The sequence below is a fragment of the Vibrio galatheae genome, from assembly GCF_000967545.1.
Classification (GTDB): Bacteria; Pseudomonadota; Gammaproteobacteria; order Enterobacterales; family Vibrionaceae; genus Vibrio; species Vibrio galatheae.
The window spans coordinates 96,706-122,932 of record NZ_JXXV01000004.1 but is presented as its reverse complement, the minus strand read 5'-3'; the positions used below and the strand labels follow the sequence as shown (position 1 = coordinate 122,932).

The 26,227-nt window shown below is 45.2% G+C and carries 24 protein-coding genes; 3 read left to right on the top strand and 21 right to left on the bottom strand.

The window, feature by feature from the left end:
* Positions 1 to 2: 2 nt before the first annotated feature.
* The 4 genes from serS to TW81_RS01190 all read right to left on the bottom strand — a co-directional run bounded on the left by serS (position 3) and on the right by TW81_RS01190 (position 4,063).
* Positions 3 to 1,310, bottom strand: coding sequence for a serine--tRNA ligase (gene serS / locus TW81_RS01205; RefSeq protein WP_045953901.1), 1,308 nt, complete (start codon positions 1,308 to 1,310; stop codon positions 3 to 5).
* Between the two features lie 95 nt (positions 1,311 to 1,405).
* On the bottom strand, positions 1,406 to 2,752 hold the full coding sequence (locus tag TW81_RS01200) for a replication-associated recombination protein A (RefSeq protein WP_045953900.1): 1,347 nt from the start codon (positions 2,750 to 2,752) through the stop codon (positions 1,406 to 1,408).
* Positions 2,753 to 2,754: 2 nt separating this feature from the next.
* Positions 2,755 to 3,351: an outer membrane lipoprotein periplasmic chaperone LolA gene (gene lolA / locus TW81_RS01195; RefSeq protein WP_045953899.1), complete on the bottom strand. Its 597-nt coding sequence runs from the start codon at positions 3,349 to 3,351 to the stop codon at positions 2,755 to 2,757.
* A gap of 97 nt (positions 3,352 to 3,448) precedes the next feature.
* Positions 3,449 to 4,063 carry an SEC-C metal-binding domain-containing protein gene (locus tag TW81_RS01190; protein ID WP_045953898.1) on the bottom strand — a complete coding sequence of 205 codons (615 nt, stop codon included), beginning with the start codon at positions 4,061 to 4,063 and terminating at the stop codon, positions 3,449 to 3,451.
* 287 nt (positions 4,064 to 4,350) lie between these two features.
* Between TW81_RS01190 and dusC the strand changes: the two genes are divergently transcribed.
* Complete coding sequence (dusC, locus tag TW81_RS01185) at positions 4,351 to 5,301, top strand: tRNA dihydrouridine(16) synthase DusC (protein WP_045953897.1); 951 nt, start codon at positions 4,351 to 4,353, stop codon at positions 5,299 to 5,301.
* Here the strand turns inward: dusC and TW81_RS01180 are convergent.
* From TW81_RS01180 to cysB, 6 genes are all read right to left on the bottom strand, one after another.
* On the bottom strand, positions 5,298 to 6,755 hold the full coding sequence (locus tag TW81_RS01180) for a diguanylate cyclase (protein WP_045953896.1): 1,458 nt from the start codon (positions 6,753 to 6,755) through the stop codon (positions 5,298 to 5,300). The genes dusC and TW81_RS01180 overlap by 4 nt on opposite strands.
* Positions 6,756 to 6,879: 124 nt before the next feature.
* Positions 6,880 to 7,674, bottom strand: a complete 795-nt coding sequence (locus TW81_RS01175) for an ABC transporter ATP-binding protein (RefSeq protein WP_045953895.1) — start codon at positions 7,672 to 7,674, stop codon at positions 6,880 to 6,882.
* Positions 7,671 to 8,609, bottom strand: coding sequence for an ABC transporter permease (locus TW81_RS01170; protein ID WP_045953894.1), 939 nt, complete (start codon positions 8,607 to 8,609; stop codon positions 7,671 to 7,673). The genes TW81_RS01175 and TW81_RS01170 overlap by 4 nt, the downstream gene beginning before the upstream one ends.
* Before the next feature lie 72 nt (positions 8,610 to 8,681).
* Positions 8,682 to 9,647, bottom strand: coding sequence for an ABC transporter substrate-binding protein (locus TW81_RS01165; RefSeq protein ID WP_045953893.1), 966 nt, complete (start codon positions 9,645 to 9,647; stop codon positions 8,682 to 8,684).
* Positions 9,648 to 9,871: 224 nt separating this feature from the next.
* Entirely contained in the window at positions 9,872 to 11,065 is a 1,194-nt protein-coding gene (locus TW81_RS01160) for a methyltransferase (RefSeq protein ID WP_045953892.1), read from the bottom strand.
* A 45-nt stretch (positions 11,066 to 11,110) separates the two neighbouring features.
* Positions 11,111 to 12,085 carry an HTH-type transcriptional regulator CysB gene (gene cysB, locus TW81_RS01155; RefSeq protein ID WP_045953891.1) on the bottom strand — a complete coding sequence of 325 codons (975 nt, stop codon included), beginning with the start codon at positions 12,083 to 12,085 and terminating at the stop codon, positions 11,111 to 11,113.
* Between the two features lie 297 nt (positions 12,086 to 12,382).
* On the opposite strand from cysB, the gene TW81_RS01150 reads away from it, so the two are divergent.
* The gene (locus tag TW81_RS01150) at positions 12,383 to 13,147 is read left to right on the top strand and encodes a hypothetical protein (protein ID WP_045953890.1); all 765 of its coding nucleotides are present in this window, start codon (positions 12,383 to 12,385) and stop codon (positions 13,145 to 13,147) included.
* A 72-nt stretch (positions 13,148 to 13,219) separates the two neighbouring features.
* Positions 13,220 to 13,999: a tRNA isopentenyl-2-thiomethyl-A-37 hydroxylase MiaE gene (miaE, locus tag TW81_RS01145; RefSeq protein WP_045953889.1), complete on the top strand. Its 780-nt coding sequence runs from the start codon at positions 13,220 to 13,222 to the stop codon at positions 13,997 to 13,999.
* Positions 14,000 to 14,059: 60 nt separating this feature from the next.
* On the opposite strand, the gene pyrF is transcribed toward miaE, so the two are convergent.
* From pyrF to clpX, 11 genes are all read right to left on the bottom strand, one after another.
* Complete coding sequence (gene pyrF / locus TW81_RS01140) at positions 14,060 to 14,755, bottom strand: orotidine-5'-phosphate decarboxylase (protein ID WP_045953917.1); 696 nt, start codon at positions 14,753 to 14,755, stop codon at positions 14,060 to 14,062.
* 85 nt (positions 14,756 to 14,840) lie between these two features.
* Positions 14,841 to 16,010 (bottom strand): lipopolysaccharide assembly protein LapB, encoded by a 1,170-nt coding sequence (gene lapB, locus TW81_RS01135; RefSeq protein WP_045953888.1) that lies wholly within the window; start codon positions 16,008 to 16,010, stop codon positions 14,841 to 14,843.
* Positions 16,011 to 16,037: 27 nt separating this feature from the next.
* The gene (locus tag TW81_RS01130; protein ID WP_045953887.1) at positions 16,038 to 16,316 is read right to left on the bottom strand and encodes a LapA family protein; all 279 of its coding nucleotides are present in this window, start codon (positions 16,314 to 16,316) and stop codon (positions 16,038 to 16,040) included.
* Positions 16,317 to 16,457: 141 nt separating this feature from the next.
* The gene (ihfB, locus tag TW81_RS01125) at positions 16,458 to 16,739 is read right to left on the bottom strand and encodes an integration host factor subunit beta (RefSeq protein WP_045953886.1); all 282 of its coding nucleotides are present in this window, start codon (positions 16,737 to 16,739) and stop codon (positions 16,458 to 16,460) included.
* Between the two features lie 210 nt (positions 16,740 to 16,949).
* Positions 16,950 to 18,620, bottom strand: a complete 1,671-nt coding sequence (gene rpsA, locus TW81_RS01120; protein ID WP_045953885.1) for a 30S ribosomal protein S1 — start codon at positions 18,618 to 18,620, stop codon at positions 16,950 to 16,952.
* A gap of 102 nt (positions 18,621 to 18,722) precedes the next feature.
* Positions 18,723 to 19,403, bottom strand: a complete 681-nt coding sequence (cmk, locus tag TW81_RS01115) for a (d)CMP kinase (protein ID WP_045953884.1) — start codon at positions 19,401 to 19,403, stop codon at positions 18,723 to 18,725.
* A 135-nt stretch (positions 19,404 to 19,538) separates the two neighbouring features.
* Positions 19,539 to 19,832, bottom strand: a complete 294-nt coding sequence (locus TW81_RS01110; protein WP_045953883.1) for a ComEA family DNA-binding protein — start codon at positions 19,830 to 19,832, stop codon at positions 19,539 to 19,541.
* 135 nt (positions 19,833 to 19,967) lie between these two features.
* On the bottom strand, positions 19,968 to 21,824 hold the full coding sequence (ppiD, locus tag TW81_RS01105; RefSeq protein ID WP_045953882.1) for a peptidylprolyl isomerase: 1,857 nt from the start codon (positions 21,822 to 21,824) through the stop codon (positions 19,968 to 19,970).
* Between the two features lie 170 nt (positions 21,825 to 21,994).
* A complete protein-coding gene (locus tag TW81_RS01100) occupies positions 21,995 to 22,267 on the bottom strand; it encodes an HU family DNA-binding protein (RefSeq protein ID WP_004414742.1) in 273 nt (90 codons plus the stop codon).
* A 193-nt stretch (positions 22,268 to 22,460) separates the two neighbouring features.
* Positions 22,461 to 24,812 (bottom strand): endopeptidase La, encoded by a 2,352-nt coding sequence (gene lon / locus TW81_RS01095; RefSeq protein WP_045953881.1) that lies wholly within the window; start codon positions 24,810 to 24,812, stop codon positions 22,461 to 22,463.
* 129 nt (positions 24,813 to 24,941) lie between these two features.
* On the bottom strand, positions 24,942 to 26,225 hold the full coding sequence (clpX, locus tag TW81_RS01090; RefSeq protein ID WP_045953880.1) for an ATP-dependent protease ATP-binding subunit ClpX: 1,284 nt from the start codon (positions 26,223 to 26,225) through the stop codon (positions 24,942 to 24,944).
* Positions 26,226 to 26,227 lie beyond the last annotated feature (2 nt).

Genomic DNA, 26,227 nt, shown 5'->3' with positions numbered 1-26,227 from the left:
GATTAACCAATATGCGTTGCGCCGCCCATGTACTTCTGCAGTACAGCAGGAATTGCGATACGGCCATCCGCTTGTTGATTGTTTTCAAGAATCGCAACCATAGTACGTCCAACAGCTAGACCAGAACCGTTTAGTGTATGCACAAGCTCAGGTTTTTTCTCACCTTTACGACGGAAACGCGCTTGCATACGACGCGCTTGGAAATTCCACATGTTTGAACAAGAAGAAATTTCACGGTATGTCTCTTGCGCAGGAACCCAAACTTCAAGGTCGTAAGTCTTACGCGCGCCGAAGCCCATGTCACCAGTACATAGAACGACTTTGCGGTAAGGGAGCTCCAGAAGTTGCAGAACTTTCTCAGCGTGACCAGTTAGCTCTTCTAAAGCGTTCATTGAATCTTCAGGCTTAGTAATTTGTACTAGTTCAACTTTGTCGAACTGGTGCATACGGATCAGACCGCGGGTATCACGACCATAAGAACCCGCTTCAGAGCGGAAACATGGCGTGTGCGCCGTCATCTTCAGTGGCAGATCCGCTTCATCAGAGATAGTGTCACGTACCATGTTAGTGACAGGAACTTCTGCTGTTGGGATTAGCGACAACTTACGTGGCTCTTCGTCGTTCACCTTCTCTTCTAGCGGCTCAGTGTGGAATAGGTCTTTACCAAATTTAGGTAGCTGACCAGTACCAAACAAGCTGTCAGAGTTAACTAGGTACGGTACGTACATTTCAGTGTAACCGTGCTCTTCTGTGTGAAGATCAAGCATGAACTGAGCAATGGCACGGTGAAGACGCGCAAATTGACCTTTCATTACGATAAAGCGAGCACCAGTGATTTTAGTTGCGCTTGCGAAATCAAGACCGCCACCCATTTCACCTAGATCCACGTGATCTTTTAGTTCGAAGTCGTAAGTTTTTGGCTCACCCCAACGAGAGATTTCTACGTTATCATCTTCATCTTTACCGTCTGGCACTTCGTCAGCAGGAAGGTTTGGCACAGATAGAGTGATTTCTTCAAGTTGAGCCATTACCGCGTCAAGTTCCACTTTTTTCGCGTCTAGATCGCTACCAAGTGTACCGATTTGCTTCTTGATTTCTTCAGCGCCTTCTTTGTCGCCTGCCGCCATTTTTTGGCCAATTTGCTTTGAGATGGAGTTACGCGTGGATTGTAAATTTTCAACTTCGACTTGAATCGACTTGCGTTGCTCTTCAAGTGTACGGATTGTTTCTACGTCTAGCTTAAAGCCACGACGCGCTAATTTTGCAGCTGTTTCATCCAGCTCTGTACGAAGTAATTTAGAATCCAGCATTGTTAATCCTATGCTTTTTAGTAGTGAAAACGCACTCAAACAAAGTGCTTGAGCGCTAAAAGTGTTAACCGAATAAATGTATCGAAAATGGGCGCTTATTCATAGCGCTTTTGTGGGCTTTTTGCGTCTAAACTAGCCAAGTAATCTAACTTTTCGCCAATTTTTGTTTCCAAGCCGCGATTGGTTGGATAATAGTAGCGCGTTTGGGCCATTTCAGGTGGTAAGTAACGCTCACCCGCTGCGTAAGCTCCCGGCTCATCATGCGCGTAACGATATTCAGCGCCATAGCCTAAATCCTTCATCAGGCTGGTTGGCGCGTTACGTAAATGCGGCGGGACTTCATATTCCGGCTGATTATGTGCATCACTCAGCGCTTGCTTCCAAGCCGTGTAAACAGCGTTACTTTTTGGCGCGCAAGCGAGGTAGACAATCGCCTGAGCAATCGCTCGCTCACCCTCGGCAGGGCCAACACGAGTAAAGCAATCCCAAGCAGCGAGAGCAACTTGCATTGCTCTGGGATCGGCGTTACCAACATCTTCTGAAGCAATCGCCAATAGCCTACGAGCGATATACAAAGGGTCACAGCCCGCAGCGATCATTCTCGCCGACCAATATAAAGCCGCATCGGGATTTGAACCGCGGATAGACTTATGCACGGCGGAGATTAAGTCGTACCAGATATCGCCTTTGTTATCAAAACGCGACACTTTTTCTCCTGCCACTTCAGCCAGTAGTGGCAAAGTAATGTTTTTGCTGCCTTGCTCATCTTCTTCTGCCATATCGTAAAGCAGCTCTAAGTAGTTGAGCGACATCCGAGCATCACCATTCACCAGCTCAGAAAGCCTATCGATTACGCCCTCAGCAAACGAAGCGGCTATCTTACCCAAGCCTCGCTCTTTATCTTCGATTGCTTGCTGCAGCGCCAAGCGAATATCGGCTGTCGCTAACGAAGTCAGTTTATACACGCGTGCACGAGACAAAAGTGCGTTATTCAACTCAAATGATGGGTTCTCGGTGGTAGCACCAATAAAGGTGACCGTGCCGTCTTCAATATGCGGCAAAAATGCATCTTGTTGAGATTTGTTGAAGCGGTGCACCTCATCAACGAACAAGATAGTACGTCGCCCGGCCAGTTTGTTCTCACGCGCTTTTTCAATAGCGGCACGGATCTCTTTGACGCCTGAAGTCACTGCTGATACTCGTTCTACTTCAGCATTGGCGTAGTTTGCTGCCACTTCAGCCAATGTGGTTTTTCCAGTACCAGGCGGCCCCCAAAGTATCATTGAGTGGATATGACCTGCCTCTAAGGCTCTGCGTAGTGGCTTACCCTGGCCCAAAATATGTTGCTGACCAATATATTGGTCTAGCATCTCAGGTCGCATTCTTGCAGCAAGCGGGCGAAAATCTTCATCTCCCGCAAAATCAAATGAGTAGTTACTCACACTTAATTCCTTTGATCATCGACCTCAACACCATCTGGCACCACAAAGGTAAATCGGTCAGCTTTAGGTTTGATGAGCTCGATGTTCTTGAAAACAAATTTGCTTTGTTGACCGTCTTGTTCGACAACGCTGAATCCTTGTACCGCACCTTGCTGATCAATATTAAGTTTGAATTGACCTTGGTTGGTATCTAGCGCCGTAGGCGTCAGTGTAAAGGTATCCCCTTGCTGCTCAACTCGATAGTTGTCCCAGTCACTTGCACGGTTACGGGTGAGAAGCACAAATGGCGTCTGCTCTGTTGCTTGCTCTTGCCAGTAAATACTCACTTGTTCAATAAAAGGGCTGTAGTACCACAAAGACTCACCATCGGAGACCAGAACATTTTCATCCGGTGCCGTTGTAGTCCAGCGGAACAGACTTGGTCGCGCAATTTCAACATTGCCTTGGCCTTCCATTACCAAATCCCCTTCAGGGCTGATCAGTTGTTGAGAGAAATCAGCACTAAAGCCGTCATTTTTTTGCAAGCGCTGACTCAATTCATCTTTTGGTGCCGCCAATACTGAAAAGCTCATCATTAGTAATACAGCAAGTTTTTTCATTCGATTGTTACCCTAGTTGGTCGCGTATGTACCACTTATATCTTCTAATTCGTTCTAATATGACCGAATAACGTTAACTTTGTTCGATCAAATTTTCTTACTGGCCACAACACTGCTTGAATTTTTTACCACTTCCACATGGACACATGTCATTACGACCTATGTCTTTGTATGGGTTCACACTCTGAGCCTTAGCTCCTAACATGGCTTCATCCGCAGCTTGTGCAACTTCGGAGATCATAAGATCCAATTGGGGAGACATCTCTGCCAAGCTCGGGGGCGTACCTATACCTGACGCTTTCATTTGCGCTTGGGTTTGCTGTTCGTCAATCGCTAACATCAAGGTCGTTAACAATGCTTGCAACATACGCAGTGAGCCATCACTTGAATTCACCTCTGCCCACTGTTCTTCAATCACAGGCCAAAGCGTCATAAAACCTTCGGCAAAATCGGCCAATTGCTCTTTCTGGTTAGATGTATCCACCAAAGCCAACAAAGAATATTCATTGCGCTGCAAAAAGCTGTACTGCTGATGGATATGTACTTCAATCGCCGATTTGACTGCGGCTGCGTGCTCAGCAAACACTGAAGGCAACCAAGTTTCCGGTGCTAATGGCTGGGTTGCCATATTGGCAGCAAGGGTCAAACCTTCAACAAACAGGGCAGATTCGTCAGTAACTGAGCTTTCTAGTGTCAATAATTGGTACTTCATTATCATAATCTAGTGTTAACCATACTTTGCCCGCATTATACCCTTAAGCAAGGTGTTGGGTCACTTCAAGACTTTACTCCCTGGCTTGATGACCTTTCGTTGCGAAAATTTGACTCAATTCACGTCACGGCTGGCTATTGGCTCTAATAGCTAAGCCTTTTTTCAAATCCAATTTTTCAAGCTATAGACGTTAGCCCAGCGATTACGTTAACCGATTAGACTTCTTGTTGTGAAATCTCTAAAATCACGCCTCTTATTTTTAGCGATAGACTTTACGAGAAGACAGTATGCGATTAGTGCTCGGTCCTATGGAGGGCGTATTAGACCATTTGATGCGCGAGATCTTAACAGACATCAATGACTACGATTTATGTGTCACTGAGTTTGTGCGCGTGGTCGATCAACTGCTTCCAGACCATGTCTTCCACCGTTTATGTCCAGAGCTACTGCAAGACTCGCAAACAAAAGCGGGAGTTCCGGTTCATATACAATTGTTGGGCCAAGACCCAAACTGGATGGCTGAAAATGCTATTCGAGCTGCCGAGCTAGGCGCAAAAGGGATTGATCTCAACTTCGGTTGCCCAGCAAAGCTGGTGAACAAGAGCAAGGGCGGCGCGGCGCTTCTGCAACACCCTGAACTTATCCATGATGTTGTCAAAGCCTGTCGCCAAGCGGTTCCGGAGCAAACACCTGTTACCGCTAAGATTCGCTTGGGATGGGATAATCCCGAAGATTGCTTTGAGATTGTCGATGCAGTTCAATCCGCGGGAGCGAATGAGCTGACTGTACACGCTCGGACTAAAGCTGGCGGCTACAAAGCCAGTGAAATTAAATGGGACTACATCAATCAAATCCGTGAACGCTTTTCTATCCCACTAATCGCCAATGGTGAAATTTGGAATTACCAAGATGGACAAGCTTGTATCGAAACCACAGGGGTTGATTCCCTCATGGTATGCCGCGGCGCGTTTAACGTGCCAAACCTCGGTAATGTGGTTAAGCACAATCACAGCGCAATGCCTTGGTCTGAAGTGGTTGAGTTGCTGCTGGTTTACTCGCAATACGAGATGAAAGGTGACAAAGGTTTGTACTACCCGAACCGTGTAAAACAATGGTTCTCGTACTTACGTCACCAATATCCTCAAGCTGATGCGTTATTCAGAGAGATCCGCACGTTTAACAAAGCCGCGCCTATTGTTGAGCATATTACTCGCTACCGTGATGAACTGGCCGCTTAGATAACCAGTTTATTCTTGCCGCTGGTTTTTGCTGTGTAGAGCTTTTCATCAGCGGCTTTAAACATTACTTCGAAGCTGCCGTGGTTATCTCGTTCGACAACCTCAGCCCCGCCAGAAACGGTAAAACCTTGCTCTAAAATTAGACTCGAAGAAGAGCAGATAACCTCTCTTACTCGATTTAAACTTGTGTGTAACGGCTCTCTCGAGTCAGCCGTCATATAGACGATAAATTCCTCACCCCCAATCCGCGCCGCCACGTCACTACTGCGTATACTTGCACTGATCTGGTTAGCCATATGAATAATGACTCGATCGCCGACGTCATGACCGTAGGTATCATTAATAAATTTAAAGTTATCAATATCAAACACGGCTAAGGCAATGTATCTATCTTGGGGTATCGTTTTTAACAAACTTTCTAAACCACGGCGGTTCAGCAATCCAGTCATTGGGTCTTTCGCCGCGAGATCTTTAAAGTAACTATGCTCCACTCTGGTATTAATAAAGAACAGCGCAGTCACTGAAAACACATAAATAACGAGTATCACCAATAAGTTTTCGCTCTTGGCTGAGAAAAAGTAGCCCGCCTCATCTAACCAATTGAGCGTATAAAAAATCGCATGCTCTTGAGTTACTCCCTCAATACTAAGTAACCGACTTTTGGTACTCCCTGTTGAGCTTAGGTTTGAGGATGCTTGTATAGCAAAATACCCCGCGAGCTTTTGAGTGGGCTTCAACAAGGCTTCATAATCAATATCCAGTGATACAACACCTTGTAATTCTCCTCGAACAAAAACCGGAGCTGACATTTTCAGTAACGATTGGCCAGTCGAGGCTCTTGTAATCGGCCCTTCGAGTGTCGCTAAGCTAGGGTTATAGATCGCTTGATACCAAAAAGGCTGCGCTTTTATCGAATTCAGATCCTCTTTTGTTACTGTTTTCGCGTAGTTGTCAGGGGATGACATAATGTATCCACGCTTATCAAGATAAGTAATCGCGAGCAGGAATGCGTCTATATCATGCAGAAATGATAATACCGGCGCGTAAGAAACCTGACCTGATATATGTTGATACTCTTCGGATGAAGCATCACATAACGCTTTGTCACCCACAATTCGGTAGCTAATATTAACTGCAGGCAGTTCATTATATTTATCTTCGGATAGTAACGTCGGTTCTATAGGCCATATATGGCAAGTGCCATCTTTAACTTGGTAGTTGTGCTCAAGAAAGCCACTTCCGTTGCGCGTCGCGTAGCTAGAAAAGCTGTAGTCAATTGCCGATACAACTTTAGCAGAACGAGATAATTCCCTATTAATGCGCAGGTATTCCGCTTCGATATCACTGTTGACCGAATCGTAGTGATTTTTTACCGTCACCATCAAGAGGGTAAAGACGATAACCAAAGGCATTAAAAAAACAAATATTAGGCTAAAGTGCCTTTGAACCTGCATCCCGTTCTCACTATTGTAAAGTCATTAAAGAAAAACCCATCAATACTGTAATACAGTTGATGGGTTTATCTATAAGAGTTGCGCTAAACATGTCGCAAACTTTCAGCAGAGCGGCGATATTTTGCTAGTTAAGCAGCAAACTGTCATCGGCCAACTCTTCTCCGCGTACTTTGCTAAACATCTCTAGCAGATCTGGCACTTGCATATTGGCGCGTTGCTCACCTGCGACATCAAGTACAATTTCACCTTGGTGAAGCATGACAGTGCGATCACCACACGCCAAAGCATCTTTCATCGAGTGAGTCACCATCATCACGGTCAGATTAAACTCTGCGACAATTTTTTTCGTCAGGTCGATGATAAAAGCCGCCATACGTGGATCTAATGCGGCGGTATGCTCGTCTAGCAAAAGAAGTTTACTGTCTGACAAGGTTGCCATCACCAAACTCACCGCCTGTCTCTGACCACCCGAAAGCAGACCAATGCTATCACCTAAGCGGTCTTCAAGCCCCAACCCCAAGATGCTGATACGCTCTTGAAATAACTTGCGACGCTTGCTAGAAAGCGACAAGTTCCAACCGCGTTTTTTGCCTCGCATATAAGCAAGTGCCATGTTTTCTTCAATGGTAAGGTCACCACAAGTCCCTGCTAGAGGATCTTGGAACACACGAGCACACTGCTGCGCACGCTGGTCGACAGTGCGCTTAGTCACATCGAGTTCATCGATAATCACCTTACCCCCCACCATTGGGGTTTCACCTGTGACCGCACCTAACAGCGTTGACTTGCCAGCCCCGTTAGAACCAATGACAGTTAAAAACTGATGTTCTGGCACTTCTAGGTCGACCCCTCTTAATGCCCTATTTTCAAGAATAGTGCCGGGGTTAAAAGTCACTTGGATATCTTCTAAACGAATCATGCTACTTCTCCTGACTCTTTTTCCTGCCTAGGTTTGTTTTGAGCAGGAGCACTACGCTTTTTTGCTTTGAGGTTTCCTTTAATCTTCGGTGCAATAAGCGCTGCTGCAACTAATACCGCCGTTACGAGATTAAGGTCTGACGCTTGTAGCCCAAACATCCCAGTACTGAGTGCAAACGCGACCGCTAAACGGTAGAGCACAGAACCGACGACCACAGCCACAACGGCCACCCAAATTTTTCTACCCGGAATTAGCGTTTGCCCTAAGATCACCGCGGCTAGGCCAACTACTATGGTACCAACACCTGAAGTCACATCTGCGAAACTGTTGGTCTGGGCAAACAGAGCGCCGGCAAAACCAACAAAGCCATTGGAGAGTGCCAATCCGAAATAGGTGTAAAAAGCAGTACTTGCGCCTTGTGCCGCGACCATACGCGCGTTAACACCGGTTGCTCTAAGACCCAAGCCGAAATCACTGTTAAGCAGCCTGACGACAAGCCAACCTGAGATCAGCACCAATATCCCAACCACCAATGGTCGGATCAACATAGGATCGCCTATAGTCTCGAACGGTGTGAGAATAGTTTCTTCGCCTAACAGCGCCACATTCGGCCTACCCATAATGCGTATGTTGATCGAAAACGCGGCAATCATGGTCAGAATCGACGCCAGCAGATGTAAGATGCCACAACGCACGGCTAGAAATGCGGTCACCCAACCAGTTGCAGCACCCGCTATAATCGCCATGAAAGTGGCAATCCACGGATTGATTCCTGACACAATTGCCGTCGCGGCTACGGCTGCTCCCATTGGAAAGCTGCCATCAACACTAAGATCGGGGAAATCTAGAACACGGAAGGTGAGATATACGCCTAAAGCGACCAACCCATACAGTAAGCCAATCTCTAGAGCGCCAAAAAAAGCAAAAGCAGACATACCAACTCCCTTTTCTGCCTGAGTACAAAGTGCCTCAAGCATGCAGTTTATCTACACGCTTGAGGCAAACTCTTATTTCACGCTAGTAGCACGATCTAGAACAGATTGAGGAATCGAAACGCCAAGTTTAGTTGCTGCACTCTTACTGACGACAAGATCTGAGCCTTTGGCCACTTTAACGTCCAGTGAACCTGGCGCTTTCCCTTCTAGGATAGCAGCAACATAATCGGCAGTTTGAACACCAACTTGGTAGTAATCAAAGCCTAAACTCGCGATAGCACCTTTCTCAACATAAGAGGTCGCACCGCCGAAAACAGGGGTTTTTGCTTGGTTTGCAGCAACGATCATGCCTTCAATCGCACTCGCAACTGTGTTATCTGTTGGTGCATAGAGCACATCTGATTTAGCGGCAATAGCCTGAGTAGCAGATTGAACATCGGCACTTTTTAATGCTGTTGCTTCAATCACTTGGATACCTTGCTCTGCTGCGCTCTGTTTCAGTAGCTCAACAAGAGTAACGGCGTTTGCTTCACCTGGGTTGAACACAACACCAATAGATTTAGCATTTGGCAAAATTTCTTTGATCAATTCAACGTGCTGGCTTACTGGCGATAGGTCCGAAAGACCCGTTACGTTTTTACCTGGTTGCTCAAGTTGTTTAACCAACTTTGCACCAACTGGGTCGGTTACCGCGGTAAAAACGACAGGAATTGAGCGTGTTGCTGACACTAATGCTTGCGCAGTTGGGGTGGCAATACCAACTAATACGTCTGGTTGTTCACCTACATATTGACGGGCAATTTGCACCGCGATAGCAGGGTTACCTTGCGCTGTTTTGTAATCAAATTCGAGGTTCTTTCCTTGCTCATAACCTTTCGCTTTTAGGCCGTCAATCAAGCCTTGTCGAGCCGCATCTAATGCTGGATGTTCGACAATTTGCGACACCGCGACCTTAGCGGTTTTCGCCAGAACATTTGTCGATGAGAGTAACGTGACACCTGTGAGTAGAGCGGTCGCAATAACTTTTGCTGCTTTCATCTTAACTCCTTGATGTAATACCAATTCCGTTGGCAGTCGAAACTTTAAAGTTGCGGCTAAGCACCTTTATGGGATTCGGTATAAGCAATAATGTTGTGTAAGGGATTGTTTAGTATTGTTGTTATCGCACATTTCATGCGCACATCAATATTATTACCAACATGCTGTTCAAAAGAAAAGCAACTTTTAACATTGGAGCAACAAAAGGAGAGACTGGTTGCTGTTTAACGTTTCACAGCATGAATCAGCAGGTTGCGAGGTGTTGTATCACGGCAACAAAACTCAGATAGCGTGACTTGATAACCTCGCTCTTGCAGGTAAAGCGCTTTATCAATAACCAACCAAATTTCTAAAGCTCGACGAAATGGTTGCTGTACTAAGCTCATCCGTTCCATCTGCCAATATCTCGTTGAGCCTAATTGCTCATAATGAGCATAATCTAAACGAGGTAGCCCTACCCCCTTTTGCTCACTCGCCCAACGGCAGAACGCTTCAAAACCTAGTGCTAGAGCCGATTTTTTGATGCTAGGCACAGGTTGGTAAACTTGGTTGCCCGTCACATCTCTGAGTAATAGATCAAATCCCAAGCGGAAAGTCATCTCTTCAATGCGATGGCGTTTAACCCTTTCTCCCCCAGTCACGGTTTCTTGAAGCGGAATTCTTAATTCTTGTCGGGTCAAAGCCAAATCTGACGCCTGACCAAGCTTCGATAAAGCCTGATAATGTTCGCTACTCACTAAGTGATAACAACACGGGGACAAGGTAATCGCGGGAAGCTTTTTCTTTGTCGCATGCTGAATCAGAGACACATGCAGATCTCCACAAGCATGGAGCGCTACAGCGTGTTGCTCACTATGGAAAGCTTGACTGGCTTGCTCGCTCAGCGCATCGCCTTGGACGAAATGCATAGCGAGACCTTGTCTATCGGCTTCTTTCTGTCCTGACTCACAGAGCGTTTGCTGATATTCAAAGCTTGTCACTTTTTGCTGAGTATGACTGGCAAGAATTCTGCCGAGAAAGCCTTTCCCTGAACACCACTCAAGCCATTCCCTGCCATGATGATCACCAATAACCGTTTCACCCATAGCAAGAATCTGCTCAAGTTTACGGCCCGGCACACCATTGTCGACACCACGAGGGAGAGTCAAGCCGACTCTTTGGCTTTGCGCAATCGTTGTCCACGTTTCAATAGCGCGAATGCAAGAGAGATGGTCGGCCATATCGTCGACTAACGCCTTGTTATTTTGTTTATATGCGCTGATTTGCTGTGGGGAAAGAGACTCTAACCACTGGCAAAGATCTGGATTCACTTCATGCCAAAGCAAGTCTGGCTGAACAGAATCAAAGAAAGGCTCAAAGCGCCAATAGGCTTGATGTTCGATCAGGAATCGATCGAGAGATTGGAATTGGTTTAACATGACTTCCCCCTAAGCGTGCATTTTAGAAGGAAGTCATCTGCGATGCTAGCGAACTGGAAGGTCGATATCTTTAAACATCTCTTCGATTTCAGCATTGGATTTAAGCGACAACGCTTGTTCCACAACCGGGCGTGTTAGGTGCGGGGCAAATCGCTCCATAAAATCAAACATGTAGGAGCGTAGGAATGTGCCTCGTCTAAAGCCAATGCTTGTGGTACTTGCACCGAAAATATGACTCGCATCAATCGCGACCAGATCGGTATCTTGCTCTTGGTCGATAGCCATACTTGCAATCACGCCCACGCCAATTCCCATCCGCACGTACGTTTTAATCACATCAGCATCGGTTGCAGTAAACACAACTCTTGGCGTCAGGCCGTATTTATTAAACGCAGTATCAAGCTCTGAACGACCTGTAAATCCGAACACATAAGTCACCAAAGGATAGCTAGCCAGATCTTGAATCGTCACCTTCTCTTTTTGTGCCAATGGATGCGATTTAGGCACCACAATAGAGCGGTTCCAGTGGTAACACGGTAGCATAATCGCATCTTGATAAAGGTGTAGGGCCTCGGTGGCGATAGCGAAGTTTGCCGTTCCTTTAGCAATCGCTTCCGACATTTGTGACGGCGTACCCTGGTGCATGTGCAAAGAGACTTTTGGATAACGGGTAGTGAATCCCTTAATCACATCAGGTAGTGCGTAACGGGCTTGGGTATGAGTGGTCGAGATATTTAAGGTGCCCATTTCAGGATGAGTATGCTCACCTGCCACCGCTTTGATGCTTTCTACTCGAGCTAAGATTTCCTGTGATATGCGGATAATATCTTCGCCCGCACCCGTGACTTGGGTTAAGTGTTTACCACTACGCTCGAAGATTTGAATACCCAGCTCATCTTCCAACAGGCGAACCTGTTTACTGATACCTGGCTGCGAAGTGTATAAGCTCTCTGCGGTTGCTGATACATTTAGATTATGGTTAACGACCTCAACAATATACTTCAATTGTTGTAATTTCATTCTCGACCTCGCAATCCCTTATCAACGCCCCATAGTGAGCAAATATAGTTTATAATATTTAGTTATAACGCCAATAGATTTAAATTGATAGTCCAATCGTTATTAAGGTCGGGAAAAGACCAATGCCGCACACTTGATTGTCCGTTTTGCAATCAATTACTCAGAATAAGGTTTGCAATCAGGGTTTTGATTAATAAAATTTATCAATTAGGCGATAATACAAAAGAGATGCAGTAGCTTAGCGGAATCGTGTATGCTTATCTGCTAGCCACCAAAAAATATTAAGATACGGAATTTATGAATATTGGTTTAATCATAGCGTTAGTTGCCATCTTACTCGTCTTGATCCTTGGCTATAACATTATGCTGCAGTATAAAGTGAAAGCTGAAACGGCACGAAAACAGGAAAGTACACGCTACCTGCAGATCATCGACGCAACAGAAGATCTGATAGGACATGCCCACCATATGCCTTACAGCAAAGATCTCTTGATGTGTCTTAATACCCGTATTTTAGATGCACTGCAGAGCATGCATGAACTCGATCCTAAAAATAAGCAATTAGAGCAAAGAGTCGCGCACGTAAAGCAACAAATCAAACAAACTCAAGACAACTTTAACGAAGGCGAAAGCGCGAGTTTTAAAGTCCCAACCAGTGATAAGCAAGCGATTGTAATGCTTAAACTCGTAAAACGCCTGCGCGATACGATTCGTAGCGAACACAACAAGGGGCGTTTTGAGACTCAAGCTTATGTGGCAGAGAATGCGCGTTTAGAGACAATCCAGATTCGCATCAACATCGAAAACGTTATTAAGCGTTCTAACGACGCTATCATTCGCGGCCAACCAGGTACTGCTATTCAGTTGCTTAAGAAAGGTTTGGATGCATTGAGTACAAGAAGCGATAACTATTCAGCGCAAGCTAGAGAGAAGTTACAGACCATGTACGATGAGCTCGAGTTGAAAAGGCAAAATCGCAATGCCGAAGAACTTCATCAATTCGAAGAGAATCAGCGTAAAGATGACATGGAAGCACTCTTTGGCGAAAAGAAAAAGTGGTAATATACTGCCACCAAACGTATTCAAAGGTCGCGATTGCGGCCTTTTCTTTTTAATCTAGCTTTATAAATGAAGATGAAAGAACTTGACCAATACCAGAGCTTACTCGCGCCCATCAATGCCTTTTTGCAATGTCCAACACCAGAACAATGGGTTGAAGAAGCAAGCAATCCCGAGAACTTAAAGGTAGTCCTGATTGACCACTTGTTATGTGAGCTGAAAGCTGGCCAATCGGCGATGTACCTGATTCGCAAATACGCAGTCGACAAAGAAAGCGCGCATAGCTTGCTGGATTGGTTTAAACCTTACGAAGACTTTGCGTATAGAAAGGAAGGTAATTTAGCAACACTAAAGGGTAAGAGTAGTATCTCCAAAGCGATCATGGCTAAATCTAACTCGCCATATAGCCAAGACCTGATTGATAAAATGGTGCTGTTGATTAAAGAGGAGCTCCATCACTTTTATCAAGTATTGGAGATCATGGATAACCGAGGAATTAACTACGAGCCAGTGCCCGCAAGTCGTTATGCCAAAGGCTTGATCTCTCACATGGCCACTCATGAGCCGCAGACTCTGATCGACAAGTTAATCATTGGCGCTTACATCGAAGCTCGTTCTTGTGAGCGCTTTGCTATGCTTGCTCCTCATATGGAAGACGACATTGCTAAGTTCTACGTCTCTCTTTTGCGTTCAGAAGCTCGCCATTATCAAGACTACTTAACGCTGGCTGAAGATATAGCCGGTAAAGATATCACTGAACGTATCGAGTATTTCGGCAAAATCGAAGCTGAACTTATTTCTACACCAGACGATGACTTCAAATTCCACAGCGGTATTCCCGAACTTGTCGCTTAAGCTAGTACAAATAAAAAAGACCAGCCATGATATGGCTGGCCTTGTTATTTGAATCGATGATTACGCCAACGTTGCGTTGATTTCTGCCAATACTGATGCAGGATCTGCAGCTTGGGTGATCGGGCGGCCAATGACCAAATAATCTGAACCCGCCTGAATCGCTTCAACTGGCATCATAATACGTTTCTGATCGCCAACCGCAGCACCTACCGGACGAATACCCGGCGTCACTAACTTGAATTCTCGACCTAGCTCATTCTTAAGCAGAGAAGCCTCTTGAGCGGAACATACCACACCGTCTAGACCCGAGTTTTTAGTTAGATTAGCAAGACGAATCACTTGTTCTTGCGGCTGAATATTTAAACCAATGCCTGCTAAATCACTCTGCTCCATACTGGTCAATACGGTAACACCAATCAATAATGGTCGGTCTTTACCGTAAGGCTCAAGAATCTCACGTGAAGCAACCATCATACGTTCGCCACCACTCGCATGGACATTAACCATCCACACGCCAAGTTCAGCAGCTGCACGAACGGCTTTAGAACAGGTGTTAGGGATATCATGGAACTTAAGGTCAAGGAAGACTGAAAAACCGCGTTGGTGAAGTTGTTTAACGAAATCAGGACCAAATAGGGTAAACATCTCTTTGCCAACTTTTAATCGGCATGAACTTGGGTCGATTCTATCAACAAAAGCGAGTGCATCAGCTTGGTTATCATAATCAAGTGCCACGATTACTTTTTGGTCGATCATTTCATCTCCTAACTTACTTATAAAATCGAAAAAAAGCAGCGGGATAGCCGCTGCCATTTTGTTATGGGATTACCCCATATGGAAATCATTCACCATCCAAGCCTCGAATTGGCTTAATGGTTCCCCACCCTTTGCAGGAAGGACAATGCCAATACATTGAATGGGTTGAAAAACCACATTTACGACATCGGTAATGAGGTTTGACTTTTAACTGCTCCCCCACCAACTTCTGCAGTGTGCCAAGGCTCGCTTTGGCACGCCCTTCTTCCGCTTCTGCTAAATGATAGTCCATCAAACGGTAAAAGCCTTTCATGGTCGGGTTTTTAACCAGCTGTCTGGTTAAAAGCTCTTGCGCTGCACCAGCACCATCATGCTGAGCCACCAACTGAGCCAACATAAGCTCTGCTGAAACACCAGCTTTATTGACGATACACTGGCGTAAAAAATTGAGTAATTCATCTTCTTGATCAAGGTGGTGATAGCACTCTGCTAAGGTGGGCAAAACTTCGCTGATGAAGTCACTATCTTGGTCTAATACCATCTCCATATACTTGATAGTATTTTTGTAATCTTCATCATCAAGATAAAGCTTACCTAAAGCGATACTGGCGCGGACACATTTTGGGTCTTCAGATAAGGCACGCTTAAAATTCTGGATTGCCTGAGCATGATGACCATCTGCCTTTTCTTGCATCGCCAATTCACACCAAAAATGAGCAATGCTGCCACTCATGCGCTTGCGTCCCATCTTGACCAGCAAGGTCGCATAGTGAATGGCTTTGTTCCACTCTCGAGTCTGTTGGTAAATCGCAACCAGTTGCTGCAAAGCGGCTTCGCGGTGTTCAGGCTCATCAACCAACTGCTCAAAAATTTTCTCAGCACGGTCAAGAAAACCAGACGCCATGTAGTCTTTAGCTAACTGCTGCAACGCGATGTTTTTTTGCTCGATGGTGAGCCCAGAACGAGATATAAGATTTTGGTGAATACGAATAGCGCGATCAACCTCGCCACGTGAACGGAACAGATTACCAAGTGCGAGGTGAGTATCGATCGTTTCGTTGTCAACTTGAAGCAGTTCGATAAAGTGATCGACCGCCTTATCAGACTGGTCTGATAATAGAAGGTTCAAACCCGTCACATACTGACGTGATATTTGGTTGGATTGTTTCTGCTTGTCTTGCTGGGCACTTCGATTACCCATATACCAGCCGTATGCTGCGGCTATCGGCAATAACAAGAAGAGAATTTCTAACATCGAGTAACAGCCTACCTATCTACAGCTTTAAGCTTTACCTTGATTGGCTTCAGTGACGGCAGGAGAAAGCTTGTTGAGTTTCTTTTTTAATTTGCGAACTTGAAGCTTAGATTTTAGGTGTAGGCTACCAAAGATGAGCCATGCAATTGCAAAACCACAGATAAATACACCGCCAAGTAATGTAGAAAGGTGGAAGTCACCTTGTGCGATAAGGTAATTAAAATTAACGACAGCTTGATTCTGAGAGCCTAATGCCAATGCAATTAAAAATAGGGCCAGTACAAGAACGATTTTTATAATTTTCATAGTCCATCACCTAAGAGAAGTTCCGCCGTTACGATTATGCAGTAAAAGCTACCAACAAACCATGGTTATCTCTGTAATTCCATTGATAAAAAAGCGGCATACGCTTTGTATGCCGCTTTTTTATCAGTCTGTTGTAAATATCTAGCCGATATTCACGCGCTCACGCAACTCTTTGCCCGGTTTGAAGTGTGGAACATATTTGCCTTCCAATTCCACTTTATCACCCGTTTTAGGGTTACGACCAATACGAGGCTCACGGAAATGAAGAGAGAAGCTACCAAAGCCACGAATCTCGATCCTGTCGCCACTTTCAAGTGTTGACGCCATATGCTCTAAAATATCTTTTACAGCATCTTCTATCTCTTTCGCTGAAAGGTGCGTTTGCTCGGCGCACAGTCTTTCAATCAATTCAGACTTAGTCATAGTTGCCCTCGTAGAGTAATTTATCACTTATTATAGTAAGTAATACCAGTTCCAACAAACACTTGCTTTCAATTTTAGACAATAAATGAGCAATATGTGTAATGAAAAATTGCTTTTTTAGAACACTTTGAAGAGATTGGTATTACCACTAACTAACATTTGAACATAAAAAAGGAGCCTTTCGGCCCCTTTTTCTTAAAAGCGATTTAATTATTCGCCTTTAGCTGCTTTGAATGCGTCAGCCATAGCGTTACCGAATGAAGCATCGTCTGCTTTGTTCAGTGTAGCCATTGCTTCTTGCTCTTCAGCTTCGTCTTTAGCTTTGATAGATAGGTTGATTACGCGGTTCTTACGGTCTACACCTGTGAACTTAGCTTCAACACTGTCACCAGCGCTTAGGATTAGAGTAGCGTCTTCTACGCGGTCACGAGAAACTTCAGATGCGCGGATGTAACCTTCTACGCCTTCTTCAAGCTCGATAGTTGCACCTTTAGCGTCTACTGCAGTTACAGTACCGTTAACAAGTACACCTTTCTTCTTCTCAGCTACGTAAGCATTGAATGGGTCGTTTTCCATTTGCTTAACGCCTAGAGAAATACGCTCACGCTCTGCATCTACTGCTAGAACAACTGCAGAGATTTCGTCGCCTTTCTTGTACTCACGTACCGCTTCTTCGCCTGCAACATTCCAAGAAATGTCAGATAGGTGAACAAGACCATCGATACCGCCTTCTAGACCGATGAAGATACCGAAGTCAGTGATAGACTTGATCTTACCAGTAACTTTGTCGCCTTTAGCTTGCGCTTCAGCGAAAGATTGCCATGGGTTAGCTTTACACTGTTTTAGGCCTAGAGAGATACGACGACGCTCTTCGTCGATTTCAAGAACCATAACCTCAACTTCGTCGCCAACATTAACAACTTTAGATGGGTGGATGTTCTTGTTAGTCCAATCCATTTCAGAAACGTGTACTAGACCTTCAACGCCTTCTTCGATTTCAACGAAACAGCCGTAGTCAGTTAGGTTAGTAACGCGACCAGATAGTTTGTGACCTTCTGGGTAACGCTTAGCGATAGCTACCCATGGATCTTCGCCTAGTTGCTTAAGACCTAGTGATACGCGAGTACGGTCACGGTCAAACTTAAGAACTTTAACTTGGATCTCGTCACCAACGTTAACGATCTCAGAAGGGTGCTTAACGCGCTTCCAAGCCATGTCAGTGATGTGTAGTAGGCCGTCAACGCCGCCTAGGTCTACGAACGCACCGTAGTCAGTAAGGTTCTTAACGATACCTTTAACTTCTGCGCCTTCTTGTAGAGTTTCTAGAAGCTCATCACGCTCAACGCTGTTCTCAGACTCGATTACTGCACGACGAGATACAACTACGTTGTTACGCTTCTGGTCAAGTTTGATAACTTTGAACTCTAGCTCTTTGTTTTCTAGGTGAGCAGTGTCACGGATAGGACGTACGTCTACTAGTGACCCAGGAAGGAAGGCACGGATACCGTTTAGTTCAACAGTGAAACCACCTTTAACTTTACCGTTGATGATACCAACAACAGTTTCAGCTTCTTCACAAGCTTTCTCAAGTACGATCCAAGCTTCGTGACGCTTCGCTTTCTCACGAGAAAGTTGAGTTTCACCGAAACCATCTTCAACAGCGTCTAGAGCTACGTCTACTTCAGCGCCAACTTCAACTTCAAGTTCGCCAGCAGCGTTCTTGAACTGTTCAGCAGGGATAGCAGATTCAGACTTAAGACCAGCATCAACAAGAACGAAACCGTTCTCGATAGCTACTACAGTACCTTTAACGATACTGCCTTGTTGGAATTCAGTTTCGTTTAGAAACTCTTCAAAGAGTTGAGCAAAAGATTCAGTCATTATTTAATCTTCAATAAATTAAACGTCCACGGGTATCCTACCGCATGGGGTTATTAGCTTCGCCGGTCATCATCCTTGCGACCAACGCTCTTACCTAGCCGCCTAAGCGACTAGCTTCGATTCGATATATTGTAGTGCTTTTTCTACCACTTCGTCGATACTCATGGTGGTAGAATCTAGCAAAAGCGCGTCTTCCGCTGGACGCAACGGCGCCACAGGGCGATTACGATCTCGATCGTCTCGCTCTTGGATCTCGCTCAAAAGGTCGTCAAATTTAACATCTAACCCTTTGCCTTGCAACTGTTTCAGGCGTCGGTGCGCGCGTTCCTCCGCACTCGCATCTAAGAAAATTTTCACTTCTGCTTGCGGAAAAACAACCGTACCCATATCACGGCCATCGGCAATCAAGCCTTTACCTTCCGAGAAAGCACGCTGACGACGTAACAGAGCTTCGCGAACTCTAGGTAAGGCTGCAACTTTTGAAGCGGCCATACCGGTTTCTTCTTTACGAAGTTCACGAGAGACATCTTCACCTTCAAGAATCACTTTCACTAAGTCACCCTCGGCAACAAACTGGACATCAAGGTGAGTCGCCAGAGGAACCAGCGCATCTTCTGATTCTAAATCCACACCATGGTGAATTGCGGCGAGTGCCAGCACACGATAAATCGCTCCAGAGTCTAGTAGATTGAAACCTAGCTTGTTTGCTAACAGCATACATAGAGTGCCCTTACCCGCACCACTCGGTCCATCAACGGTCACAACCGGTGTATGAGACGACATGTTTTACTCCGTATTGGTTGTAGATCAACGCTAAGTGCCTTGACCTTAATTCGGCGAGAAATTATAGGGGGAAACAGCTATAGGTTCTAGGCGGGATTAAGAGAAAATCAAAAAAAGAGCGCTAAACGCGCTCTGTTACAGCTGGATTCGAGATTGATTTTTGCTTACCAATGATGGTCCAATCCCTTTGACTTTAGTGAGTGACTCGGCGCTGTCAAACTTACCGTGTTCTTGCCGATACTCCACAATCGCCTCAGCCTTTTTAATACCAATACCAGTCAACAAATCAGCAAGTTCTTGCGCACTAGCAGTATTGATATTGACGGTAATTTCGATCCCTGCATATTTAGGATCTGCGGTCGAATCTTCGGCATAAGAGACTGGCGCGATACATATCAGCACCATAATAAGTAACAGTTGTTTTAGCATACTGGCTTCCTTGTTGTTCAATGGCATAGTCAGCATACTAATTTTCGTTACTCATCCCATCTCTAACAATAACAAAACAAAACGGACTGCAGAAGCAGTCCGTTTTAAGTTATGTGTCAGTTACATAATTAACTGTTATTGCGTCACATAGTATTCAATATCTATCGTCTTGCGTAGAATGCTGACCAGACCTGATAAATCTTGTTGCGCGTTCACTTGCGACAGTTGCGAACCAATTTGCTGGTTGTATTGTGGGTCAAACTCAGAAGCAACGTTAGTTAACTCCACCACTACCACATCCCCATTTAGATCCTTCGCTTGTGCGAACGCCGCTTCACCTTGTGCTGGTTTGACCATTGAGAATACAACGTCGGCAAGCGGTGAACTGCGATCCAGTGTTTCAATATCACCAAACGCTAGGCCACTTTGGTTAAGAAGATCCAGCTTACCCTGTTTAAGCTCATCGACAAGGTTATTAGCCAGCTCAATTGCGCTTTGCTCTCCTTTGACGTTTGCTAATGCACTTGTCACTTGACTGCGCACTTCTTCAAGGGGTAGTACGGTTTCATTGCGGCTATCCTCAACACGAACGACAACAACATGTTCTGGAGCGACTTCAATCACCTCTGAATTCAAACCATCTTCTTTGACTTCAGGGCTAGTAAGCGCTTGCAGCACCGCCGGTGTTTTAAGCAACTCTGGCGCGTTTTGTTGAGAGATAAAATCGGTAGTCTGAATCTGAGCATCGATTACCTTCGCAGCATCATCAAGAGAATCTGGGTATTCAAATGCCACCTTCTCTAGTTCGCTTTGCAATTCGTAGAATTGATCAACAGCTTGCTGGTCTGCCAACTCTTGTTTAATGTCAGCTGCAACCTCTTGGAATGGTTTAGCAACGGAGCTTTGTAGCTCATCAAGCTTGATAATATGGTAACCAAATTCAGATTTTACCAAACCGGTTATTTCACCTACCGTCGTTAAGGCGAACGCCGCGTCTTCAAAACTTGGATCCATAACATCGCGTTCAATCCAGCCAAGGGAACCACCCTCAGAAGCGCTACCAAAGTCATCTGACTTCTCTTCTGCTAGTGAGGCAAAGTCAGCGCCTGAATTGAGTTCATCAAGAATCGCTTGAGCCTTAGCTTCATCGTCACCTTCGACAAGAATATGGCTAACTCGACGTTGCTCTTCAGAAGAATACTTATCGAGATGCTCTTGATAGTACTGCTGAGCCTGCTCGTCTGAAATTTCGATACCTTGTTTAAGCTGTTGCGCCGACAGCTCAATGTATGCCACTTTTACCTGTTCAGGGCGAGTATAGCGCTCGGAGTTTTGCTGATAGTAATCGTTAATTTCGTCTTCAGACAGTTCGGCTTTCGCTGCGAAATCAGCCAACGACAATGTCACTTTTTTGATATCACGAGTCTGAGTCAACAGCTTGCTTTGTGCTTCTACTTCACCAGGCAAGGAGAAGTCGCTGCCTTGAATTGCGCTCAATAATTGGTTACGTACAAGATCGCGACGTAGGTATTCAGCAAAACTTTCCGCAGAAAATCCAGCACGGCGAAGTGCCACTTGGTAAATTTCTTGGTCAAACTTGCCGTCTACCTGAAACTGAGGCATTTCCAAAATCAAGGTACGTACTTGCGTATCACTCACTCTTAGACCAAGTGATTCTGCATGCTGCTCGAGAAGCAGATCGTTGACCATACGATCTAATACAGATTTACGGAAAGTCTCTACATAGCTTGGGTCAGCCAATAGATTAGAGAAATAATCGCCAAGTTGCGCTTGCATACGATTACGCTCATTTTGGTAAGCCTGTTCAAACTCACCACGACCAATTTCAACATTGCCTACTTTCGCTGCTGAGTTATTTGAGCCACCAACAATATAGCTACCAACACCAGCGAATACGAAAGATAGGATGATAAGTCCTAGGATAATTTTAACCGCGATGCTATTAACGCCTTCGCGCAATCGGTCCATCATACTTAAACTACTCTCCGCTTATGCACCATGCTGGGTTCATACCAACACAATACACGTGATTAAAATAAAAATTGAATAGCGCGATAATACCAGAAAAAGAAATGCGCATCAGTATGATGCGCATAATTTAAAAAGGTTCTAAAAAAACCGCCTAACTGGCGAATTTTTGATTAGTTGCAAGAATCTTTCAGAGCTTTACCCGCTTTGAATGCTGGTACTTTTGCTTCTGCGATTTGGATCTCTTCACCAGTCTTAGGGTTACGACCTGTGCGCGCTGCACGAGTACGTACGCTGAATGTACCGAAGCCCACTAGAGCGACTTGGTCACCAGACTGTAGCGTGTCGCCTACTGCTTCGATGAATGCGTCAAGAGCACGACCAGCTGACGCTTTTGATAGATCTGCATTTTCTGCAATTTTTTCTACTAATTGTGTTTTATTCACTGTGATTCCCCTTTGTGCCACCTGATTTTATTTTTGTCGGTAGCTTTACGTTCCATTTCATTTCAATTTAGCTACAAACCCTTATATGACAAGGCTTGAAGCTGCAGTGGCTAACGTTAGCTCCCAAAAAAAACGCTGACAAGCCTTTTTGTGCTTATCAGCGTAATCTTTTACTTATTTTTGCTGCACATCACTATTTTACGGCTGCAAACTCGACACCTGACGGCTCTTTTTCTAGCGCGACTTTCAATACTTCATCGATCCATTGCACCGGAATAACCTTCAGATCTGCAATAACATTATCTGGAATTTCTTCTAGATCACGTTCATTGTCTTTCGGAATCAACACCGTTTTGATGCCACCACGGTGTGCAGCAAGCAACTTCTCTTTCAATCCACCGATAGGTAACACTTCGCCGCGCAAAGTGATTTCACCCGTCATGGCGACCTCAGCTTTGACCGGATTACCGGTTAAGCTAGAGACAAGCGCAGTACACATCGCGATACCCGCACTAGGACCATCTTTTGGTGTTGCGCCTTCAGGAACATGGACGTGGATATCACGCTTCTCGTAAAAGTCCGGGTTTATGCCCAGTTTTTCTGCACGTGAGCGTACCACTGTCATCGCCGCCTGAATCGATTCTTGCATCACATCGCCCAGAGAACCGGTTTGAGTCAGCTTACCTTTGCCTGGCATTGACTGGGTTTCAATGGTGAGTAGGTCACCACCCACTTCAGTCCAAGCTAAACCTGTAACCTGACCAATGCGATTGCTGTCATCAGCTTTACCGTAATCAAATCGTTGAACACCTAAATACTCTTTAAGGTTGTCCATGCTGACCGTGACACTCTTGATGTCGTTATCGAGAAGGATGTTCTTCACCGCTTTACGACAGATCTTAGAAATTTCACGCTCTAGGCTACGAACGCCCGCTTCACGAGTGTAGTAACGGATAATACCGATGATGGCAGAATCTTCGATTTCAATTTCGCCAACTTTCAAGCCATTGCGCTTAATCTGCTTATCAACTAGGTGACGTTTAGCGATGTTAAGCTTTTCGTCTTCTGTGTAACCAGATAAACGAATTACTTCCATACGGTCTAGCAATGGGCCAGGAATGTTCATTGAGTTCGACGTTGCGACAAACATGACGTCAGATAAATCGTAATCAACTTCCAAATAGTGGTCGTTAAAGGCGTTATTTTGTTCTGGGTCTAGCACCTCTAACAAAGCCGATGACGGATCACCACGCATGTCAGAAGACATTTTGTCGATTTCATCCAAAAGGAATAACGGGTTTTTCACGCCCACTTTTGACATTTTCTGGATAAGCTTACCTGGCATAGAACCGATGTAAGTACGACGGTGGCCGCGGATTTCCGCTTCGTCACGCACGCCGCCGAGTGCCATACGCGTGTACTGACGCCCTGTTGCTGCAGCAATAGAGCGACCAAGTGACGTTTTACCCACACCTGGAGGACCAACAAGGCACAAGATAGGACCTTTAAGCTTGTTAATCCGGTTTTGCACCGCTAAGTACTCAAGAATACGTTCTTTGACTCGTTCTAAACCGTAGTGATCTTCGTTAAGAATTTCTTCTGCTTTAGCTAAGTTTTTCTTTACCTTAGTACGCTTGGCCCAAGGGACCCCAAGCATCCAGTCGATGTAGCCACGAACAACCGTCGCTTCTGCCGACATAGGAGACATCATTTTCAGCTTTTGTAGCTCTTGCTCCGTCTTCTCGCGAGCTTCCTGCGGCATTTTCGAATCAACGATCTTCTGCTTTAACGTTTCAAACTCGTCAACACCATCTTCGCTTTCGCCTAGCTCTTTCTGAATCGCTTTCATTTGCTCATTCAGATAATACTCGCGTTGCGATTTTTCCATCTGCTTTTTAACGCGTGTACGAATTCGCTTTTCAACTTGAAGCAAGTCGATTTCGGACTCCATCTGCCCCATAAGGAACTCTAAACGTTCTGTGACGTCCAAAATTTCTAACACGTTTTGCTTTTCAGCCAGTTTGAGCGGCATATGTGCTGCAATGGTATCCGCTAAACGCGCCGCGTCATCAATTCCATTCAGTGAAGTGAGCACTTCAGGCGGAATTTTTTTGTTCAGTTTAATGAAGCCTTCAAACTGGTTAATCGCACTGCGCACGACCACTTCTTGTTCACGCTCATCCAACTCTGCGGTGGTGAGATACTCTGCGTCTGCGTAGAAAAAGTCGTTTTCAATAAAATGATTAATTTTCGCGCGCTGCTGACCTTCTACCAACACTTTTACTGTGCCGTCTGGTAGTTTGAGCAATTGCAGGATGGTCGCTACGGTACCCACTTCAAACAAGTCTGTTTGCGTTGGCTCGTCAGTATCCGCTTCTTTTTGCGCTACCAACAATACTTGCTTGTTGTGATCCATTGCAGCTTCTAAGCACGCAATCGATTTTTCACGGCCAACAAACAATGGAATTACCATATGCGGGTAAACGACTACATCTCGTAGAGGTAGTACGGGGATCTCGATACGTTCGGAACGTTCCAAGTTCATATTCTTCTCTCTTCCGCTTTGTCCTATGAGCAGTATATGGGGGCTAATTGGTTGGATTCAATGAAAGAATAAAAAAAAGGAGGTAATTGATTACCCCCTTTTTTCGTACATGATTTTCTGTGATTCAGATTATGATTCTGCACCAGCCGCTTGGTTGTCTGAGTTGCTGTAAATAAGCAGCGGCTCAGATTCACCCTTAATGACCGACTCATCAATCACAACCTTGCTGACATCTTCCATGGATGGCAATTCATACATGGTCTCAAGCAGCACGCCTTCAAGAATTGAACGTAAACCACGAGCCCCCGTCTTACGCTCCATCGCTTTCTTCGCGATAGCACGTAGCGCATCTTCACGGAACTCTAGCTCTGTATCTTCAAGCTCAAACAGTGCTGCATATTGCTTGGTCAGTGCATTTTTTGGTTCACACAAGATTTGAATTAACGCATCTTCATCCAGCTCAGTTAGTGTCGTTGTCACAGGAAGACGACCAATGAACTCAGGGATTAAACCGTATTTGACCAAATCTTCTGGCTCGACCTGAGAGAACAACTCGCCGATAGTGCGCGTTTCGTTTTTAGAACGAATATCTGCACCAAAACCGATACCAGTACCAGTTGCGACACGTTGCTCAATCACTTTGTCTAGTCCAGCAAAAGCACCACCACAAATAAATAGAATCTTAGATGTATCTACTTGGAGGAACTCTTGTTGTGGATGCTTACGACCACCTTGAGGTGGAACCGAGGCAACCGTACCTTCGATCAGCTTTAGTAGCGCTTGTTGAACGCCTTCACCCGATACGTCACGAGTAATTGAAGGGTTCTCAGCTTTACGAGAAATCTTGTCAATTTCGTCGATGTATACAATGCCGCGTTCGGCTTTCGCTACGTCATAATCACATTTCTGTAGTAGCTTCTGGATGATGTTTTCTACATCTTCACCAACGTAACCCGCTTCGGTTAGCGTTGTCGCATCTGCCATAGTGAACGGTACATCAAGGAAACGTGCTAGCGTCTCAGCAAGCAGCGTTTTGCCACTACCCGTCGGACCAATCAGTAGAATGTTACTCTTACCAAGCTCGACACCCTCACTGGTGGTGTCGCCGTTACGTAAACGCTTATAGTGGTTATAAACGGCTACGGCTAACACTTTCTTAGCGTAATCTTGGCCAATCACATAATCGTCAAGGTGTTCACGAATTTCTCTTGGCACTGGCAGTGCTTCCGATTGTTTCTTCGGCAGAACATCTTTAATTTCTTCGCGGATGATGTCATTACATAAGTCGACACATTCATCACAAATGTAAACTGACGGACCAGCGATTAGCTTGCGAACTTCGTGCTGGCTCTTGCCGCAGAAAGAGCAGTAAAGAAGCTTACTACTACCGCTCTCTTTGCTTTTATCTGTCATTC